The 16,607-nt window shown below is 64.1% G+C and carries 18 protein-coding genes; 14 read left to right on the top strand and 4 right to left on the bottom strand.

Annotated elements, in window-relative coordinates; all coding sequences use genetic code 11:
* The first annotated feature begins 56 nt into the window (after window positions 1–56).
* The 9 genes from LU493_RS15765 to LU493_RS15805 all read left to right on the top strand — a co-directional run bounded on the left by LU493_RS15765 (window position 57) and on the right by LU493_RS15805 (window position 8,079).
* Entirely contained in the window at window positions 57–2,387 is a 2,331-nt protein-coding gene (locus LU493_RS15765; RefSeq protein ID WP_275288753.1) for a putative monovalent cation/H+ antiporter subunit A, read from the top strand.
* On the top strand, window positions 2,380–2,817 hold the full coding sequence (locus LU493_RS15770) for a Na+/H+ antiporter subunit B (protein WP_275288754.1): 438 nt from the start codon (window positions 2,380–2,382) through the stop codon (window positions 2,815–2,817). Before LU493_RS15765 ends, LU493_RS15770 begins: the two co-directional genes overlap by 8 nt.
* Before the next feature lie 10 nt (window positions 2,818–2,827).
* Window positions 2,828–3,175, top strand: a complete 348-nt coding sequence (locus LU493_RS15775) for a Na+/H+ antiporter subunit C (protein ID WP_275288755.1) — start codon at window positions 2,828–2,830, stop codon at window positions 3,173–3,175.
* Complete coding sequence (locus LU493_RS15780; RefSeq protein ID WP_275288756.1) at window positions 3,172–4,689, top strand: Na+/H+ antiporter subunit D; 1,518 nt, start codon at window positions 3,172–3,174, stop codon at window positions 4,687–4,689. Before LU493_RS15775 ends, LU493_RS15780 begins: the two co-directional genes overlap by 4 nt.
* On the top strand, window positions 4,686–5,159 hold the full coding sequence (locus tag LU493_RS15785; RefSeq protein WP_275288757.1) for a Na+/H+ antiporter subunit E: 474 nt from the start codon (window positions 4,686–4,688) through the stop codon (window positions 5,157–5,159). The genes LU493_RS15780 and LU493_RS15785 overlap by 4 nt, the downstream gene beginning before the upstream one ends.
* A 227-nt stretch (window positions 5,160–5,386) precedes the next feature.
* A complete protein-coding gene (locus LU493_RS15790) occupies window positions 5,387–5,656 on the top strand; it encodes a monovalent cation/H+ antiporter complex subunit F (RefSeq protein WP_275288758.1) in 270 nt (89 codons plus the stop codon).
* Window positions 5,649–6,050 (top strand): monovalent cation/H(+) antiporter subunit G, encoded by a 402-nt coding sequence (mnhG, locus tag LU493_RS15795; protein WP_275288759.1) that lies wholly within the window; start codon window positions 5,649–5,651, stop codon window positions 6,048–6,050. Before LU493_RS15790 ends, mnhG begins: the two co-directional genes overlap by 8 nt.
* 70 nt (window positions 6,051–6,120) lie before the next feature.
* Window positions 6,121–7,386: a lytic murein transglycosylase gene (locus LU493_RS15800; protein WP_275288760.1), complete on the top strand. Its 1,266-nt coding sequence runs from the start codon at window positions 6,121–6,123 to the stop codon at window positions 7,384–7,386.
* A gap of 144 nt (window positions 7,387–7,530) precedes the next feature.
* Window positions 7,531–8,079 (top strand): ATP-dependent zinc protease family protein, encoded by a 549-nt coding sequence (locus LU493_RS15805; protein WP_275288761.1) that lies wholly within the window; start codon window positions 7,531–7,533, stop codon window positions 8,077–8,079.
* Window positions 8,080–8,093: 14 nt separating this feature from the next.
* Here LU493_RS15805 and LU493_RS15810 read toward each other — a convergent pair whose 3' ends face one another.
* The gene (locus LU493_RS15810) at window positions 8,094–8,807 is read right to left on the bottom strand and encodes a 16S rRNA (uracil(1498)-N(3))-methyltransferase (protein ID WP_275288762.1); all 714 of its coding nucleotides are present in this window, start codon (window positions 8,805–8,807) and stop codon (window positions 8,094–8,096) included.
* A gap of 151 nt (window positions 8,808–8,958) precedes the next feature.
* Here LU493_RS15810 and phaR point away from each other — a divergent pair, with 151 nt between their 5' ends.
* The 5 genes from phaR to LU493_RS15835 all read left to right on the top strand — a co-directional run bounded on the left by phaR (window position 8,959) and on the right by LU493_RS15835 (window position 13,183).
* Window positions 8,959–9,423, top strand: coding sequence for a polyhydroxyalkanoate synthesis repressor PhaR (gene phaR, locus LU493_RS15815; RefSeq protein WP_275288763.1), 465 nt, complete (start codon window positions 8,959–8,961; stop codon window positions 9,421–9,423).
* Between the two features lie 73 nt (window positions 9,424–9,496).
* Window positions 9,497–10,786, top strand: coding sequence for a phosphoribosylamine--glycine ligase (purD, locus tag LU493_RS15820; RefSeq protein ID WP_275288764.1), 1,290 nt, complete (start codon window positions 9,497–9,499; stop codon window positions 10,784–10,786).
* 58 nt (window positions 10,787–10,844) lie between these two features.
* Window positions 10,845–11,279, top strand: a complete 435-nt coding sequence (locus tag LU493_RS15825; protein ID WP_275288765.1) for an acyl-CoA thioesterase — start codon at window positions 10,845–10,847, stop codon at window positions 11,277–11,279.
* The gene (locus tag LU493_RS15830) at window positions 11,279–12,151 is read left to right on the top strand and encodes a phosphoribulokinase (RefSeq protein WP_275288766.1); all 873 of its coding nucleotides are present in this window, start codon (window positions 11,279–11,281) and stop codon (window positions 12,149–12,151) included. The genes LU493_RS15825 and LU493_RS15830 overlap by 1 nt, the downstream gene beginning before the upstream one ends.
* A 33-nt stretch (window positions 12,152–12,184) precedes the next feature.
* Complete coding sequence (locus LU493_RS15835) at window positions 12,185–13,183, top strand: LacI family DNA-binding transcriptional regulator (RefSeq protein ID WP_275288767.1); 999 nt, start codon at window positions 12,185–12,187, stop codon at window positions 13,181–13,183.
* Window positions 13,184–13,296: 113 nt separating this feature from the next.
* Here LU493_RS15835 and tal read toward each other — a convergent pair whose 3' ends face one another.
* Genes tal through LU493_RS15850 form a run of 3 tightly spaced genes read right to left on the bottom strand, consistent with a single transcriptional unit; the run spans window position 13,297 to window position 16,560 of the window.
* On the bottom strand, window positions 13,297–14,250 hold the full coding sequence (gene tal, locus LU493_RS15840) for a transaldolase (protein ID WP_275288768.1): 954 nt from the start codon (window positions 14,248–14,250) through the stop codon (window positions 13,297–13,299).
* 31 nt (window positions 14,251–14,281) lie between these two features.
* A complete protein-coding gene (locus tag LU493_RS15845) occupies window positions 14,282–15,013 on the bottom strand; it encodes an SDR family oxidoreductase (protein WP_275288769.1) in 732 nt (243 codons plus the stop codon).
* Window positions 15,010–16,560, bottom strand: coding sequence for an FGGY-family carbohydrate kinase (locus LU493_RS15850; protein WP_275288770.1), 1,551 nt, complete (start codon window positions 16,558–16,560; stop codon window positions 15,010–15,012). The genes LU493_RS15845 and LU493_RS15850 overlap by 4 nt, the downstream gene beginning before the upstream one ends.
* Window positions 16,561–16,607: the final 47 nt, after the last annotated feature.

Here is a 16,607-nt window from a genome sequence, read left to right on the forward strand (position 1 = left end):
TTTAGAGTCGGGCCGGTCCGTGGGGCTAATCCCGGTCGGCAGGAGTAGGGCATCTCATGCAGCTCGCAATACTGGCAGGATTTATACTGGCGGGGCTGGCGCCGTTGTTTCATCACTGGCTTGGTGCGCGGACACCGCTCGTGATGGCCATGCTGCCAGCGGGTATTGCGGCTTGGCTGCTTGCCCAATGGCCGGTCATTGCGGCGGGTGACACTCTGCTGCTGGAGTGGGCCTGGGTGCCGGGACTGGATATCACCCTGACCTTCCTGATCGATGGCCTGGCCTGGCTGTTTGCCATGCTGATTACCGTGATCGGTGCGTTGATTCTGGTCTACACGGGAGAGTATCTGAAGGGGGAGCGCGACCTCCCTCGCTTCCTGGTGGTGATCATCGCCTTCATGATGTCGATGCTGGGCCTGGTGCTGGCCGATAACCTGGTGGCGTTGTTCGTCTTCTGGGAGCTCACCAGTATCACCTCCTACCTCTTGATCGGTTTTCATCATACCGACCCCGTGGCCCGGAAATCGGCACAGCAGGGGCTCTTTGTTACCGTCGGGGGCGGGCTGGCGCTGTTGGCGGGCTTCGTCATGCTGGCTCAGGCAGGCGATAGCTGGTCACTGTCCGTGCTCAATGAACGGGGCGCGCAACTCGTCGGGCACGACCTCTATACGCCGCTGCTGGTCTGCGTCCTTATCGGTGCCTTTACCAAGTCGGCCCAGTTTCCCTTCCATTTCTGGCTACCCAATGCCATGGCCGCGCCCACGCCGGTCTCGGCCTATCTGCATTCCGCCACCATGGTCAAGGCCGGGATCTACCTGATGGCGCGCCTGCACCCGGCCCTGGGGGGGACCGGGCTCTGGGAGACGACGCTTTCGCTGGTGGGGGCACTGACCATGGCGACGGGCGCCTTCCTGGCCATTCGTCATACCAATATCAAGAAACTCCTCGCCTATTCGACGGTGATGGCGTTGGGTACCCTGACCATGCTGCTGGGCATCGGCACCGAAGGGGCCCTGGTCGCCTTCGTGACCTTTCTTCTGGCCCATTCGCTGTACAAGGGCGCGTTGTTCATGGTGGCCGGTATCCTCGATCACGCGACCGGTACCAAGGATGTCTCCGCCATGGGGGGCCTGCGTCGCGTGATGCCGAAAACCGCGGTGGTAGCCTGTATCGCGTCGCTTTCGCTGGCTGGCATGCCGCCGCTGCTGGGGTTTCTCGGCAAGGAACTGATGCTGAAGTCGGTTCTTGCCGCCGATCACCATGGCGGGTTGATGCTGCTGCTGGCCTTCACCGGGGCTTTTCTGACGTTGGCGGTGGCGGCCGTCGTGTCGCTGAGACCGTTCTTCGGGCAGCGGCGTGATACCCCCGAAACGCCCCACGAAGCACCTGTCGGCATGCTCGTCGGTCCGGCACTGCTGGCCGCGCTGTCCTTGCTGTTCGGTCTGGCACCCGGGACGCTCGACGCACTGGTGGAGGCCACCGTGAATGGCCTGGGTGCCGTCGATCCGGATGTGCATCTGACGCTCTGGCATGGCATCAATCTGCCATTGTTACTGTCGGTGGCGAGCCTGGTACTCGGTGCGCTGGTCTTTCGACACTGGGACGCGGTTCGGCATCGGCTCGCCTATCTCGATCCGGTCATCCGCCACGGCCCCGAACGTGGCTACGAGATGCTGATGGCCGGTATGGTGTACGTCGCCGAGTGGCAGACCCGCATCCTGCAGAACGGTCATGTCCGCAATTATCTGGTGATGACACTGCTGGTCCTGCTGGGATTGGTGGGACATGCATTGCTGATTCGACATCCCCTGGAGATCGACTTTTCGGTCGATGCCTATTTCCATGAAATGGTGGTGGCGGGGCTGATGGTCGCCGGCGCCTTGACGGCCTGCGTGATGCGTTCGCGTCTGGCCGCCGTGGCGGCTGTCGGCATCATGGGGTTTTCCATCGCCCTGATCTTCGTGCTGTTCAGTGCCCCGGATCTGGCGATCACGCAACTGCTGGTGGAAACCCTGACCGTGGTGCTGCTGGTGCTGGTGCTCTTCCGACTGCCGCGTTTCGCGACGCTGTCCACTCCGCTTGAGCGCTGGCGCGATCTGGCGGTGGCGGGCAGCTTCGGCACGCTGATGACGCTGTTGATGCTGTCGGTGCTGAATGGGCAGCGCCTGCCGCGCATCTCCGATTACATGGTGGCCAATAGCCAGCCATTGGGCCATGGCCACAATATCGTCAATGTCATCCTGGTGGATTTCCGGGCGCTCGATACGCTGGGCGAGATATTCGTGCTGGCGCTGGCCGCGGTCGGTGTTCACGCGATGCTGCGTTTTCACGCCGCCGAATATGATGCCGGCTACGACCTGGCCGGGGGGAGGGACGACAATGGTTAGATCGGGCACCCTGATCCTCAATGTGGCGGCACGCTTGCTGTTGCCCCTGCAGCTGTTGTTTTCCGTGTTCCTGCTGCTGCGTGGTCATGACGAGCCGGGGGGCGGCTTCATCGCCGGCCTGGTGGCCTCCGGTGCCTTCACGCTCTACTTCTTCGCCTATGGCCGCAGTGCCTTGAGCGAGATGCTCAAGGTGTCACCTCGCGATCTGGTGGCCATGGGACTGCTGTTCGGTGTGCTCTCGACCCTGCCGGCCTGGTGGTTCGGCGAGCCCTTCCTTACTGCCCAGTGGTGGACGATCCCGGTGATCGGCTTCAAGGCATCCACTCCGCTGGTCTTCGATATCGGGGTCTATCTGGCCGTCGTCGGCTCGGTGCTGACGGCAATCACCGCCCTGGTCGATACGGATCACGCCACCGAGTCACGAGACTGAGGAGAGGATCATGGAATCGTTGATGGCCGTCACGATCGGCGTACTCTTCGCCACGGCGATCTACATGATGCTGCGCCGCTCCATCGTCAAGCTGGTGATCGGCCTGATGCTGCTTTCCAATGCCGCCAACCTGTTGATCTTCTCCATGGCGGGGATGGTGCGGGGGGCTCCTCCGCTGGTGCCTGAAGGGCTATCGGCACCACCGGATGTGGTGGCCGATCCGTTGCCACAGGCATTGGTCCTCACCGCTATCGTCATTGCCTTCGGTGTCTTGTCCTTTGCCGTGGTGCTGGTGCGTCGAGCCTGGGAAGTCGTGCGTGCCGATGATCTTGATCGGATGAAGGATACCGATACGTGAACCCTCAGATTGCGCTACCCATCTTGATTCCATTGCTGGCCGGCGCCGTGTCGCTGGTGTTCTGGCGTTCCAGGGGCATGCAGCGCCTCATCGCCGTGCTCGGTACCGCCGGGTTGCTGGCTACCAGTATATGGCTGTTGGCCACGGTGAATCGCGACGGCATCCTGGTGATGCAGATGGGCGGCTGGCCGGCACCCTTCGGCATCAGCCTGGTGGCCGACGTGCTGGGCGCCATCATGGTGGTGTTGACCGGGATCATCGGTTTCGCGGTGGCGTTGTACTCGCTGGCCACCACGGGGCGTGGCCATGAGGCCTTCGGCTATTTCCCGCTGATGCACCTGTTGCTGGCCGGGGTGGCGGGCGCCTTTCTCACCGGCGATATCTTCAACCTCTATGTCTGGTTCGAGGTCATGCTGGTGGCGTCCTTCGCGCTGCTGATCCTGGGCAGCGAGAAGCCGCAGATGGAAGGGGCGATCAAGTACGTCACGCTCAACCTGGTGTCGTCGGTGATCTTCCTGATCGCGGTGGGGTTGCTGTACAGCATGGTCGGAACCCTCAGCATGGCCGATATTGCCCAGCGCCTGCCCCGGCTGGACGACAACGGCATGGTCGATGCGCTGGCGATGATGTTCCTGGTCGCCTTCGGTATCAAGGCGGCGGCGTTCCCCCTGTTCTTCTGGTTGCCGGCGTCCTATCACACGCCGCCGGTGGCGGTATCGGCACTGTTCGCCGGCCTGCTCACCAAGGTAGGGGTCTATGCGCTCTATCGTGTCTTCACGCTGATCTTTCATCACAGTCCGGGGTATACCCATGAGGTCCTGTTGTGGGGCGCCGGCTTGACCATGCTCTCCGGCGTACTGGGGGCCGCGGCACAGTTCGAGTTTCGGCGAGTCCTGTCGTTTCATATCGTCAGCCAGATCGGCTACATGATCCTGGGACTGGCGCTGTTCACGCCCCTGGCGATCATCGGCGGCGTCTTCTATATCGCGCACCACATCATCGTGAAGGCCAACCTGTTTCTGATCAGCGGTATCGTGCATCGGCTGTACGGGAGCTATCGGCTCGAGGCCCTGGGAGGCGTGTATCGCCAGCATCCCTGGTTGGCGGTATTGTTCCTGATCTCGGCGCTTTCCCTGGCCGGGATGCCCCCCTTGTCGGGCTTTTTCGCCAAGTTCGTCGTGATTCGCGCCGGGCTCGAGGCTGAAGCCTATGGCGTGACCTTCATTGCCCTGCTGGTGGGGCTGTTGACGCTGTATTCGATGATCAAGCTCTGGTCCGAGGTCTTCTGGAAGGCCGATCCCGGCGAGGACGATGATGCGCCGCGTCCCGCGATCAGGCGAGGTGAGCTCTGGCTGATGGTGACCCCGGTGGCCGGGCTCGCGCTCTGCACCCTGTTCATTGGACTCAATGCCGGGCCGCTGTATGCCCTCGCCGAGACATCGGCCGGCCAACTGCTGGCACCGGAGCGTTACATCGAAGCCGTGCTCGGCGACGCCGAAGGGGGAGCACGATGATCGGAGCGGCCTGGAATCTGCTGCTGGGACTCGCCTGGGTCGTGCTGACCGGAGACTTCAGTGGCGGCAACCTGCTGGCGGGGCTGGTGTTCGGCTACCTGGTGCTGGCGTTGATTCAGCCCCAGGTGCCGGCATTGGCGGGCTATGCTCAGCGGTTGCCTCGCCTGGTGCGTTTTGTCGGCTTCTTTCTCAAGGAGCTTGTGGTGGCCAACTTCAAGGTGTCATACGACATCGTCACCCCGCCCTGGTACATGAAACCGGGGGTCATCGCCATGCCCCTGGAGGCCCGGACGGAGTTCGAGATCGCCTTCGTGGCCAACTTGATTTCCTTGACGCCGGGGACCCTGAGCCTGGACGTGTCGGATGACCGCCGGGTGCTGTACATCCACGCCATGTTTCTCGATGACGAGCCGGCGCTCCGACGCAGCCTGGCCGAGCTGGAGCGTCGAGCACTGGCGCTGTTTCATTAGCGAAGCGCTGAACAAATCGACGAGCGGAGCAAAGACTAGGCCCGTTCCTGACGGGCCATCGCATTTCCCACTTCCTTGTGGGTCATGCAAGGCGCCCGGAGCGCAAGAACCGGAGCCTATGAGGTATAGGTGAGGATTCTGACCGGGCTGGCGCACCAGCACCGCGTAACGCAGCAATTTGTCCGCATAGGCATTTGTACCGTGTTTCCTTAGCGAGGAGGGTCGTCATGTCGACCATATTCCTGATCAGTCTGGCGGTGATGGCGCTGGCGTTGTGCCTGACCTTCATTCGCCTGTTTCGCGGCCCCAGCCTGCCCGATCGGGTGGTGGCCATGGAACTGTTCTCGTCGATCCTCGTCGGCATCATCGGGGTGGTGGCCATCGCCACCGATGTGGCCCTGTTGCTGGATGTTGCCATCGTCGTGGCACTGATGGGGTTCATGGCCACGATCGGCTTCGCACGCTTCCTCGAGCGCGGAGGGCCTCGCGATGACTGAATGGCTCGTTGCGGGACTGGTCCTGGTGGGGGCGGTCTTCATGTGTCTGGCGGCCCTCGGCGTACTGCGACTGCCCGATCTGTTGACGCGCATGCACGCCACGACCAAGGCGGCGACCCTGGGTATTTCCCTGGTCATGCTGGGAGTGGCCATTCACTTCGCCGAGGAGGCGGTGGTAGCCAGGGCCTTCGGGATCATCCTGTTCATCATGATGACGGCGCCGGTGGCGGCACATATCATCGGGCGTGCCGGTTATTTCGTCGGCGCCCGACTATGGGATGGAACCGTGAAGGATGAACTCAAACCGCATTATGACCCGTTGAGTCACCGTCTGGACAGCGGGCTGGAAAGCGAGCGGTGCGACAAGGTCGATGAGCGTGACCGCGACGCGTGATGGAATGGGCTGGCACCCGCTGCCGTTGTAGGCGATGATCGGGGCCGACACCGCCAAGGAATGCGATGCCATGACACTCAAGCTGCTCCCTCTCGCCATCCTGTGTGCCGCCCTGGTCGGCTGCCAGAGCGCCCAGCCCCGGGATGCCCGGGCCGAGTCCCCCTCGACGGCAGATACCGCCGCGCCGACCGAAGAGGCGCCCGTTTCCGAGGCCGAGGAGGCCTCCTTCGGGACCTGGCTGGCGAGCTTTCGGCGCCGGGCCCGTGCCGAAGGCATCGCCGAGGCGACCCTCGAGCGAGCCCTTGACGGGCTGCGCTATCGGCCTCGGGTCATCGAGCTGGATGGTGCCCAACCGGAATTCGTGAGACCGGTCTGGGAATATCTCGACAGTGCCGTGTCGGCCTCGCGCGTCCGCAAGGGACGCGAGCGCCTGGCCGAATATCGTGATACGGCCCGGCAGATGGCCGAGCGATATGGGGTGCCCAGCGAGGTGCTGGTGGCCATCTGGGGCATCGAGAGCAGCTATGGCGACTATCTCGGCGACTTCTCGACGCTGGAGGCGCTGGCCACGCTGGCCCATGACGGTCGCCGCCGCGACTTCGCCCGCGGCGAGCTGATTGCCGCGCTGCGTATCATCGAGGCCGGCGATATTTCCCCGGCGCGCATGAAAGGTTCCTGGGCCGGCGCCATGGGGCATACCCAGTTCATTCCCTCGAGCTTTCTGGCCCACGCCGTGGACGGCGATGGTGACGGGCGTCGGGACATCTGGAACAGCATTGCCGACGTGCTGGCTTCCACCGCGAACTATCTCGATGACGCCGGCTGGCGCGAAGGCGAGCCCTGGGGAACCGAGGTCCGCCTGCCGGAAGACTTCGATTATACCCTGACCGAGCCCGATATCCGTCGCTCCAGTGCCGAGTGGGCGGCGGACGGTGTGCGCTCTCGGGACAGCCGGGCACTGCCCGACTTCACCTCCGCGTCGGTGATCACCCCGGCCGGCGCTCGGGGGCCGGCCTTCCTGGTCGGTCCCAATTTCCGAGTCATCCTGCGCTACAACAATGCCACCAGCTATGCCCTCGCGGTGGCGACGCTGAGCGATGTCATCGCCGGACGCGAGGGTATCCAGGGCGACTGGCCGCGCGAACAGCCGCCCCTGAAGCGCAGCGACGTACGGGAGATGCAGCAGCGCCTGAACGAGCGAGGCTTCGATACGGGAACTCCCGATGGCATTCTGGGGCCGAATACCCGTCGTGGGTTACGTGCCTTCCAGCGCGAGATTGGCGTGACGCCCGATGGTTTCGCCACCAGGGGACTGCTCGAGCGCCTGCGTCCCTGAGCAAGGGAAGCACGCATCGATATTGACGCGGCAAGCCTTCATGCCGGGTCGAGCGCGGTACAGGGACATGCCGCCGACAATCGAAAAGATCGGGATGATCCACTTGGTTGCCTACGCTGCCGTCATGATCAAGGAGAGCCCTTCATGGATGCCATTTTTCGTCCACTGTTGTTGAGCCTGGTGCTGTGTTCATCGTGGGCGCTGGCCGACGACGATGTCGCGTCGAAGCGGCCGCTCGGCTGGGTGGAGAAGGTCACGCTCGAGCCCGGGAATGTGGAGATCAAGGCCAAGCTGGACAGCGGCGCCCTGACCTCGTCGCTGGATGCCCGTGACATCGAGATCTTCGAGAAGGACGACGAGGAGTGGGTGGGCTTCCGGCTCAAGCTCAAGAACGAGGCCAATGGCGAGCGTTTCTCCGAACGCCTTGAGCGCCCGCTCTACCGCGACCTGACGGTACGAGGTGCGGGCGGCCGAGACGAGCGGCCGGTAGTGCTGCTCGAGGTTTGCGTGGGAGATACGCGTTACGAGGAGCAGTTCAGCCTGCGCAATCGCGAGGAGATGAACTATCCGATGCTGCTGGGGCGGCGTTCCATCGGCCATCTTGGCGTGCTGGACGTGCGCGAGACTTTCACCACCGAGCCGGATTGCGATGCCGACTCGCCGCTGGTGTCCTTCGACCCCGACGAGGAGTGAGGCCTCGACGCCCCTCAGGCGAGGCGTGCCAGCAGGGCAGTAACGGCGGTCTCCACCCGCAGAATGCGCGGTCCCAGGTGCACGCCTCGGCAACCCGCCTCGAGCAGCTTGTCGACCTCCCAGGGAATGAAGCCCCCCTCGGGTCCGATCACCAGGGTGATCGGCTCGTCGACGCCGCGTGGACAGGCCTCCGGCATGCCGGGGTGTGCCAGCAGCCCGCGGCTGGTGGCCAGCAGCGCCGGCAAGTGGTCCTCGACGAAGGGGCGGAAGCCCTTGGCCAGCGTCACCTCGGGGAGCCGGGTGTCCCGGGCCTGTTCGAGGCCGAGGACCAAGTGGCGGCGGATCCTGTCTGGTCCGAGTTCCGGTGATTGCCAGTAACTCTTCTCCACCCGACGGGTATTGAGCAGGGTCAGGGACTTCACGCCCAGGGCCGTGGCGTGCTCGAGGCTGCGTGCCAGCATGCGCGGGCGCGGCAGTGCCAGGACCAGGTGAACCGGCAATGCCGGTGGCGGCGCCTCCTCGAGACCGCTGATGTCGAACAGCGCTTCGTCGTCGCGGTATTCGAGCAGGGTGCCGCGCCCCAGGAGACCGTTCTCGAGCCCCAGTGTCATGGTGTCGCCGGCGCGTGCCCGATGGACGTCCTTGAGGTGTGCCAGGCGGCGGGGATCTCGGACCCGGGCCAGGTGTCCGTTCTCGAGGTCCCGGGGCGAGAGCAGGATCAGGTTCATGGTGTCTCGTGATACCTTGTGGAAGATGGAAGGGCCATCGGGTCGTCGGCCGAGCGCCGATTTCCCCGGTTGTCTTGCATGGTGGGTGGCGCGGTGCACAATACGTGGATGAAGGGCGATCGCCCAGTCGACAATGACAAGGAGCAGCGCCGTGCGCGTGATACGCAAGTATGCCAATCGTCGGCTCTATGATACCGAACAGAGCCGTTATGTAACCCTCGAGGACCTGCGCAGCCTGGTGCTCGACGAGGTGCCCTTCCGGGTCGAGGACGCCAAGTCCGGGGAGGACCTGACCCGTACCATCCTGTTGTCGATCATCATCGAACAGGAGCAGGCCGATGGCGAGGCCGAGGTCTTCTCCAACGACCTGCTGGCCCAGTTCATCCGGGTCTACGACATGGCCAAGCCGCTGCCTCTGGCGCGTTACCTGGAGCAGGGTACCCGCCTGATGATGGAGCAGCAGAAGCACATGCAGGATCAGTGGCAGCAGGCCATGCGACACACTCCCATGGAACTGATGCGTGAGCTGGCCGAGGAGAACATGCGCTTCTGGCAGCAGAATCTCGGTGGAGGCGGTCACAACAAGCAGGACGATGACGACAACGACAAGTCCTGATCGGGCGGCGGTCGAGGCAAGTTTCTGACATAATGCCGCGACGTTTTCCCGAGGTATTGAGGTAGAGCACCGGATGAAGGTTCTGATCATCGGCGGCGGTGGCCGCGAACATGCCCTGGCCTGGAAGGTCGCCCAGTCACCCCGGGTCGAGACGGTCCATGTGGCGCCGGGTAATGCCGGCACCGCCCGTGAACCAGGGCTCGAGAACGTGGCGATCGGCGTCGACGACCTGGAAGGCCTGGTGGCCTTCGCGCGCGACGAGGGTATCGAATTGACGATCGTCGGTCCCGAGGCGCCGCTCGTCGACGGTGTCGTGGATCGCTTCCGCGAGGCCGGCCTGACGATCTTCGGCCCTACCGCCGGTGCGGCCCAGCTCGAGGGGTCCAAGGCCTTCACCAAGGACTTCCTGGCGCGCCATGCGATCCCCTCCGCCGAGTATCGCACCTTCGTTGCGGTGGAACCGGCGCTCGACTATCTCGCCGAGAAAGGGGCGCCGATCGTCATCAAGGCCGATGGCCTGGCCGCCGGCAAGGGCGTCATCGTGGCCATGACCGAGGCCGAGGCCGAGGCGGCGATCCGTGACATGCTCGAGGACAACGCCTTCGGGGATGCCGGGGCCCGTGTCGTGATCGAGGAGTTCCTCGAGGGCGAGGAGGCCAGCTTCATCGTCATGGTCGATGGCGACACGGTGCTGCCCATGGCCACCAGCCAGGATCATAAGCGCGCCCTCGACGGCGATACCGGTCCCAACACCGGCGGCATGGGGGCCTATTCGCCGGCACCGGTGGTGACCCGCGAGATTCATGAACGGATCATGGCCCGGGTCATCGAGCCCACGGTGCGGGGCATGACCGAGGAGGGCCACCCCTATACCGGTTTTCTCTATGCGGGGCTGATGATCGACGCCGAAGGCAATCCCAGGGTGATCGAGTACAACTGCCGTTTTGGGGATCCCGAGACCCAGCCGATCATGATGCGCCTGACCTCGGATCTCGCCGAGCTGTGCCTGGCCGGCGCCCGGGGAGCACTCGAAGGACTCGCCTGTGACTGGGATGAGCGCGACGCCGTGGGGGTGGTGATGGCCGCCGGCGGTTACCCCGGCGACTACCGCAAGGGCGATGCCATTACCGGCCTGGAGGCCGCCGAAGCCACCGGCTGCAAGGTGTTTCATGCCGGCACCCGGTTCGGCGAGGGCGATGAGGTCGTCACCGCCGGCGGTCGGGTATTGTGCGTGACGGCGTTGGGCGAAGGGGTCTCGGCGGCCAGGGATCTGGCCTATCGAGGCCTGGCCGAGATCACCTGGCCCGATGTCGCCTATCGTCGTGATATCGCCCATCGTGCCATCGCCCGCGGCGACGGTTGAGATCCCCGCCCATCGCGCGTGACATTCCGTTCGCGAGAACATCCAGGAGGCCCGCAACATGGAACGCGTCAGGCTCGAGTTTCCCGAGACGGATATCTGCCATCGTCATCCCCTGTCGGTGCGTATCACCGACATGAACTATGGGCGTCATCTCGGCCACGACGCGGTGGTGTCCTTGATGCACGAAGCCCGCGTTCAGGCGTTGGCCAGCCTGGGGCTCTCCGAGGGCGACATGGGGGGATATCCCTGCGTGGCGGCGGATCTCGCCGTGCAGTATCAGGCCGAATCGCGGTGGCCGGATGCCCTGGTGGTCGATACCGCCATTCCGGCGCCATCGCGCAAGGCGATCACTGTCTACCATCGCCTCCGCCGTGAGTCGGATGGTCGCACCGTGGCGACCGCACGCCTCAATCTGATGCTGGTCGATCCCGATGCCGGTCGTCCCGTGCCGGTCCCCGTCGCCCTGGCAGATCGTCTGATGGAGGGAGGCTGATGTCCCGGGAATATCCGATCATCGCCGTCACCGGTTCATCCGGGGCGGGCACGACCACCGTGAAGCGCACCTTCGAGCGCATGTTCGCTCGGGAGGACGTGCATGCGGCCTTCGTCGATGGCGATGCCTTCCATCGCTATACCCGGCAGGAGCTGGCGCGCATGTTCCGCGAGGAACCCGAACGCAAGGACGAGCTCTCGCACTTTGCGGTGGAAGCCAATCTGCTCGACAAGCTCGAAGAGCTGTTCCTGGAATATGGCGACAACGGCATCGGCACCTATCGGCATTACATCCATGCCGAGGACAAGTCGATGATCGAGGCCGGTTACCAGGTCGGTACCTTCACCGAATGGCAGTCGCTGCCCTCGGGCACCGACCTGCTGTTCTACGAAGGCCTGCACGGAGGGCTGGTCACCGCCGAGCACGATATCGCCCGGCACGTCGACCTGCTGGTGGGCGTGGCACCGACCATGAACCTGGAATGGATCCAGAAGATCGACCGTGACATCCAGGCCCGGGGCTACACTCAGGAAGCGGTGATCGACACCATTCTGGGGCGCATGGATGACTATGTCCGCTATATCCTGCCCCAGTTTTCGCGCACCCATATCAATTTCCAGCGCGTCCCCACGGTGGACACTTCCAATCCCTTCGAGGTGCAGGATATCCCCACCGATGCCGAGTCCTTCGTGGTGATTCGCTTTCGTGACCCCGCCACCGTGGACTTCCCGTATCTGCTGGCGATGATTCAGGATTCCTTCATGAGCCGCCCTCATACTCTGGTGGTGCCAGGGTCACGCCTGTCGCTGGCCATGGAATTGATCCTTGGCCCTCTGGTACGTCACCTGCTGGCCCAGCGGCGTTTTCGTTGAGCGGCGTCGAATCTCCGAAGCCGGGTAAGCAACATGGCCAGACGTAGCAAGGTAACCATCAACGACATCGCCCGACATGTGGGCATGACCAACATGACGGTGTCGCGCGCCTTCCAGGATCCCGACAAGGTCAAATCGCAGACACGCGAGAAGATTCTGGCCGCGGCACAGGAGCTGGGCTACGTCCCCAATGCCTTTGCCAGTCATCTCAGGAGCCGCAAGAATCGCCTGATCGGCCTGGTGACGGCCAGTGTCGACAACCCCTTCTACAGTGAAGTCATCAAGGCGATTTCCCGCGCCGCCGATCAGCATGACTACACCATCATGCTGATCGATACCGACGGGTCGCCGGCGCGTGAAGAAGTGGCGATCGAGACCCTGCTCAGCTATCAGGTGGCCGGTGTCATTCTCTCCCCGGTCTCCGACGACACCACCTATCAGCCTGCCTACCTCGATCGGCTGCGCGCCGCCAGGCTGCCGGTCGTCATGCTCGACCGGACCCTGGACGTGGCGGATTTCAGTCGAGTGGTACTGGATAACCATCTTGCCGGCCGACTGGTGGGGGAAGCGTTGGCAAAGGCGGGTATCCGCCAGGTGCTGGCACTCACGGGACCGAAGGGGTCCCGAATCACGCAGCATCGATTGGCGGGGCTCAAGGAAGCCTATGGCACCGCAGGCATCTCATTGAACCTGGAACAGCGACCGGGCGACTATACCCTGCAACCGGCCTATCGCGACATGGCCGATTTCCTGCGCCAGCGCAGGCCCCCGGAGGCCGTGTTCGGCTTCAATCAGTTGATCACGCTGGGGGCCATGCGAGCCCTGCACGATGCCCATGTGTCCCGCGACGATGTCTTCGTGGCAGGGGTCGATCGTTTGCCCTACGCCGATATCTTCGAGGTGTCGGTGCCCTGCGCGGTGCACGACACATATCGGGCAGGGCATGAGGCTTTTCGTCTGCTTTTCGAGCAGATCGAGGACCCTTCGGTGGCCGGCCGCGAGGTCGTCGTCTCCGCCGCCCTGATGCATTGATCCGTCATTCGCCACCGGGCGAATGCCTGCCCCTGTTCTTGCCATGGCTGCCGACCCGCACCAGGGCCGACTTCATGACGTCGTGCCGAATTCGCGATGGGGCGCGCGTCGTTTCAGAGGGATGCCAGACGATCGGCGATCCGCGCCTCCAGGTGTTCCTGATCCTCGGCGAAGCGTCGGATGCCTTCGGCGAGCTTATCGTTGGCCATGGCATCGTGATTATGGTTCCAGCGAAAGGCAGGCTCGCTGAGCGGAGACGGCCGGGGCCCGCCACCGTGTGCCAGGAGCATCCTGGGCCTGACATCGCCCGTCGTGGTGGCGAGCTCCTCGAGCAGCTGCGGTGATATGGTCAACCGCGGGCACCCGGCCAGCGCCAATACCTGGCCGATGTTGCGGAAGCTGGCGCCCATCACCACGGTGTCGTAGCCGCCCTGGCCAACCCGTTGGCAGACGCCACGCACGAACTGTACCCCGGGGTCGGTATCGGGCGTGAAGTCCTGGCCGGTTTCCTTCTTGTACCAGTCCGTGACGCGGCCGACGAAGGGCGAGATCAGGAAGACGCCGGCATCGAAGCAGGCCTGGGCCTGGGCGTCGCTGAACAACAGGGTCAGGTTGCAGTTGATGCCTTCTCGTTCCAGGATCTCGGCAGCGCGGATGCCTTCCCAGGTCGAGGCCAGCTTGATCAGCACCCGGTCCCTGGACACGCCATGTCGCTCGTAGAGTGCAATCAGTTCAAAGGCCTTGCGGATGCTGGCCTGGGTGTCGAAGGAGAGCCTGGCGGCGACTTCGGTGGACACGCGGCCGGGCACGATCCTGGCGATTTCACTTCCCATGGCCACGGCGAGGCGGTCTACGGCATGTTCTTCCCGACGATTGCCGGCTTCGGCCTTGACGTCGGCCAGCTCGCGATCGATTAGTGCCTGATACCCCGGCAGCTCGAAGGCCTTGAGGATCAGCGAGGGATTGGTGGTGGCATCATGGGGCCGATAGCGCCGGATGGCATCCAGGTCGCCAGTGTCGGCGACTACCAGGGAGTGTTGACGAAGTGCGTCGAGTCGATGGGTCATGGAGGGGGCTTCTCTCGAGTGAATGGTGGATCTAGTGCGACGTGAAACCGCCATCGACCGGCAGGCAGGTGCCACTGACCATCGATGCTGCCTGGCTCAACAGGAAAGCCACCGGCAGGGCGACTTCCCGCGGGGTGGCGAAGCGGCCCAGCGGGATGGCGGCCAGCATCGGGTCGCGCTTGGCGGGATCCGCCCAGGCGCGTTCGGCCATGGGCGTCAGGGTCACCGTCGGGTTGACGCTGTTGACGCGGATCCCCTTGGGACCGAGTTCGAGACACAACACTCGGGTCATGGCATCCATCGCCGCCTTGGAGGCGCAGTAGCCGAGGTGGTCGGGCAGAGCCGCCATGGCGGCCTGGCTGGAGACGTTGACGATGCTGCCCTGGCGGCCGTGTTCCAGCATGTTGCGTGCCGTTTCCCGCGCCATCACGGCACTGGCGGTGACGTTGGTGGCCATGATTCGCTCGAGATCCTCGGCCCCGACGTCCAGGACACTGTCGAGAATCGAGATCCCGGCACAGTTGACCAGACCATCCAGGGCGGGCATCTCGATAAAGGCCTTCGAGACCGCAGTCTCATCGGTAATATCGACGATCAGGGTGCTGGCCCCCAGTTCATGCTGGAGTTCGTCGAGCTTGTCCCGGTTTCGGCCGAACAGCACCAGATCGGCGCCGAGTTCGGCGAGGGTCCGGGCGATATCGAGGCCGATGCCGCTGGTCGCTCCGGTGACGAGAATGCGTTGATTCTGGAGTTCGAAGTTCATGGTGTGGCATCGTCCGTGAGGGCATCATTGATGTTGAGCCGGTGCATGATGGGCTTGAGCGCTGGATAGAGCTGGCAGTAAAGAGAGAACAGCTTGTCGTATTGGCGTGCCGCCGCTTCGGATGGCACGGCGCGCTCGAGCAGGGTGCTATGTCGCATCGGCTGGTCGAGGTCGATCACGCCGGTTGCCTGTCCGGCCAGCAGGGCGGCCCCCAGGGCCGCCTCCACGTTTTCGCGGTAGGTGTAGACCGGCATTCGGGTCACATCGGCGATGATCTGCATCCACAGGTCAGAGCGGGTGGCCCCGCCGACCACGATCAAGCGGGAGTCGAGGGCGCCGCCCTGGCGCTTGCCGGCTTCCATGTTGTGACGCAGGGCGAAGGTCACGCCTTCCAGTACGGCGCGATACAGATGATGTCGACGATGATAGAGGCTGAGACCGATGAAGCCGGCGCTGGCCCGGGCATCCCATACCGGGCTGCGCTCCCCCATCAGGTAGGGCAGGAACAGCAGGCCTTCGGCACCGGGGGGAAGTGCTCGGGCGGGGGGCTCGAGCCGGTCGTGGACGCTGCCATGTTCATCGGCGGTCGAACCGTCGCTACCCAGCAGGTCAACGAACCAGCTGACCGAGGCACCGGCGGTCAGGGCGCCGCCGAAGGTATAGAGGTCACGGTCGCTGTTCAGCACGTGGGGCATGCTGATCAGCCCCTGGCTGGCATCGACGCTCTGGTTGATCACGCCCCAGCACATGCTGGTGCCGAGCATGGCGACGTGATTGCCGGGGCGGGTCGCGCCGGCGGCCAGCGTGGCCATTACCGCATCGACGCCGCCGGCGACTACGGGGATATCGGCTTCCAGGCCAAGCGAGTCGGCCAGCGACGGCAGCAGGCCGCCGATCGCATCTCCCGAGGCCACCAGCCGGGTCGGAAGCTTGTCCTGGTCGAGGTCCAGGGCATCGAGCATTTCCGTCGACCAGCGGCGTGCCGCCAGGTCGTAGATGCCGCCGATGTTCCCGGCCGAACTGTGATCGATGGCGATTTCGCCGCTCAGGCGATAGTTGATGTAGCTGTTGGGGGGTAGCAGGTAACGCGTCTGATGCCAGACATCGGGGCGTTCGGCCTTGAGCCACATCATCTTGGTGAAACCGTAATAGCTGTCCACGCCATTGCCGGTGATGGCCTCCAGGCGGGCCATGTCGAGGTTTTCCCTTATCCACTGGACCTGGGGTTCGGCCCGACGGTCCATCCAGATCAGGCAAGGATGCACGGGGCGTATATCGGCGTCGACCGGGACGCCGGATCCGCCATAAAGGCTGCTTACGCATAGTCCCCGAACGCCCCGGGGATCCACCTCCGGGGCATCGAGGCAGGCGCGGAGGCAGGCAAGCACGGCGTCCCACCATACGTCCGGCCATTGCTCGGCCCAGAGAGGGCGGGGAGTGTCGACGCGGTAACCCTGGCTGTGCTCGGCCAGGATTCGGCCATGATGGTCGATCACCAGCGCCTTGGTACTCTGGGTACCGATGTCGATACCGATGACGGTGTCCATACGATTCTCCTGCTTGCGGCCAGGGCTGATCCCGTTCGTGCCGTCGG

It is taken from the genome of Halomonas elongata (assembly GCF_029081005.1).
In the GTDB taxonomy this organism is placed as follows: Bacteria; Pseudomonadota; Gammaproteobacteria; order Pseudomonadales; family Halomonadaceae; genus Halomonas; species Halomonas elongata_B.

Coding starts and splice junctions, on each gene's coding strand:
- LU493_RS15765 (WP_275288753.1), top strand. CDS start 57: ATGCAGCTCGCAATACTGGCAGGATTTATACTGGCGGGGCTGGCGCCG.
- LU493_RS15770 (WP_275288754.1), top strand. CDS start 2,380: ATGGTTAGATCGGGCACCCTGATCCTCAATGTGGCGGCACGCTTGCTG.
- LU493_RS15775 (WP_275288755.1), top strand. CDS start 2,828: ATGGAATCGTTGATGGCCGTCACGATCGGCGTACTCTTCGCCACGGCG.
- LU493_RS15785 (WP_275288757.1), top strand. CDS start 4,686: ATGATCGGAGCGGCCTGGAATCTGCTGCTGGGACTCGCCTGGGTCGTG.
- LU493_RS15790 (WP_275288758.1), top strand. CDS start 5,387: ATGTCGACCATATTCCTGATCAGTCTGGCGGTGATGGCGCTGGCGTTG.
- mnhG (WP_275288759.1), top strand. CDS start 5,649: ATGACTGAATGGCTCGTTGCGGGACTGGTCCTGGTGGGGGCGGTCTTC.
- LU493_RS15800 (WP_275288760.1), top strand. CDS start 6,121: ATGACACTCAAGCTGCTCCCTCTCGCCATCCTGTGTGCCGCCCTGGTC.
- LU493_RS15805 (WP_275288761.1), top strand. CDS start 7,531: ATGGATGCCATTTTTCGTCCACTGTTGTTGAGCCTGGTGCTGTGTTCA.
- LU493_RS15810 (WP_275288762.1), bottom strand. CDS start 8,807: ATGAACCTGATCCTGCTCTCGCCCCGGGACCTCGAGAACGGACACCTG.
- purD (WP_275288764.1), top strand. CDS start 9,497: ATGAAGGTTCTGATCATCGGCGGCGGTGGCCGCGAACATGCCCTGGCC.
- LU493_RS15825 (WP_275288765.1), top strand. CDS start 10,845: ATGGAACGCGTCAGGCTCGAGTTTCCCGAGACGGATATCTGCCATCGT.
- LU493_RS15830 (WP_275288766.1), top strand. CDS start 11,279: ATGTCCCGGGAATATCCGATCATCGCCGTCACCGGTTCATCCGGGGCG.
- LU493_RS15835 (WP_275288767.1), top strand. CDS start 12,185: ATGGCCAGACGTAGCAAGGTAACCATCAACGACATCGCCCGACATGTG.
- tal (WP_275288768.1), bottom strand. CDS start 14,250: ATGACCCATCGACTCGACGCACTTCGTCAACACTCCCTGGTAGTCGCC.
- LU493_RS15845 (WP_275288769.1), bottom strand. CDS start 15,013: ATGAACTTCGAACTCCAGAATCAACGCATTCTCGTCACCGGAGCGACC.
- LU493_RS15850 (WP_275288770.1), bottom strand. CDS start 16,560: ATGGACACCGTCATCGGTATCGACATCGGTACCCAGAGTACCAAGGCG.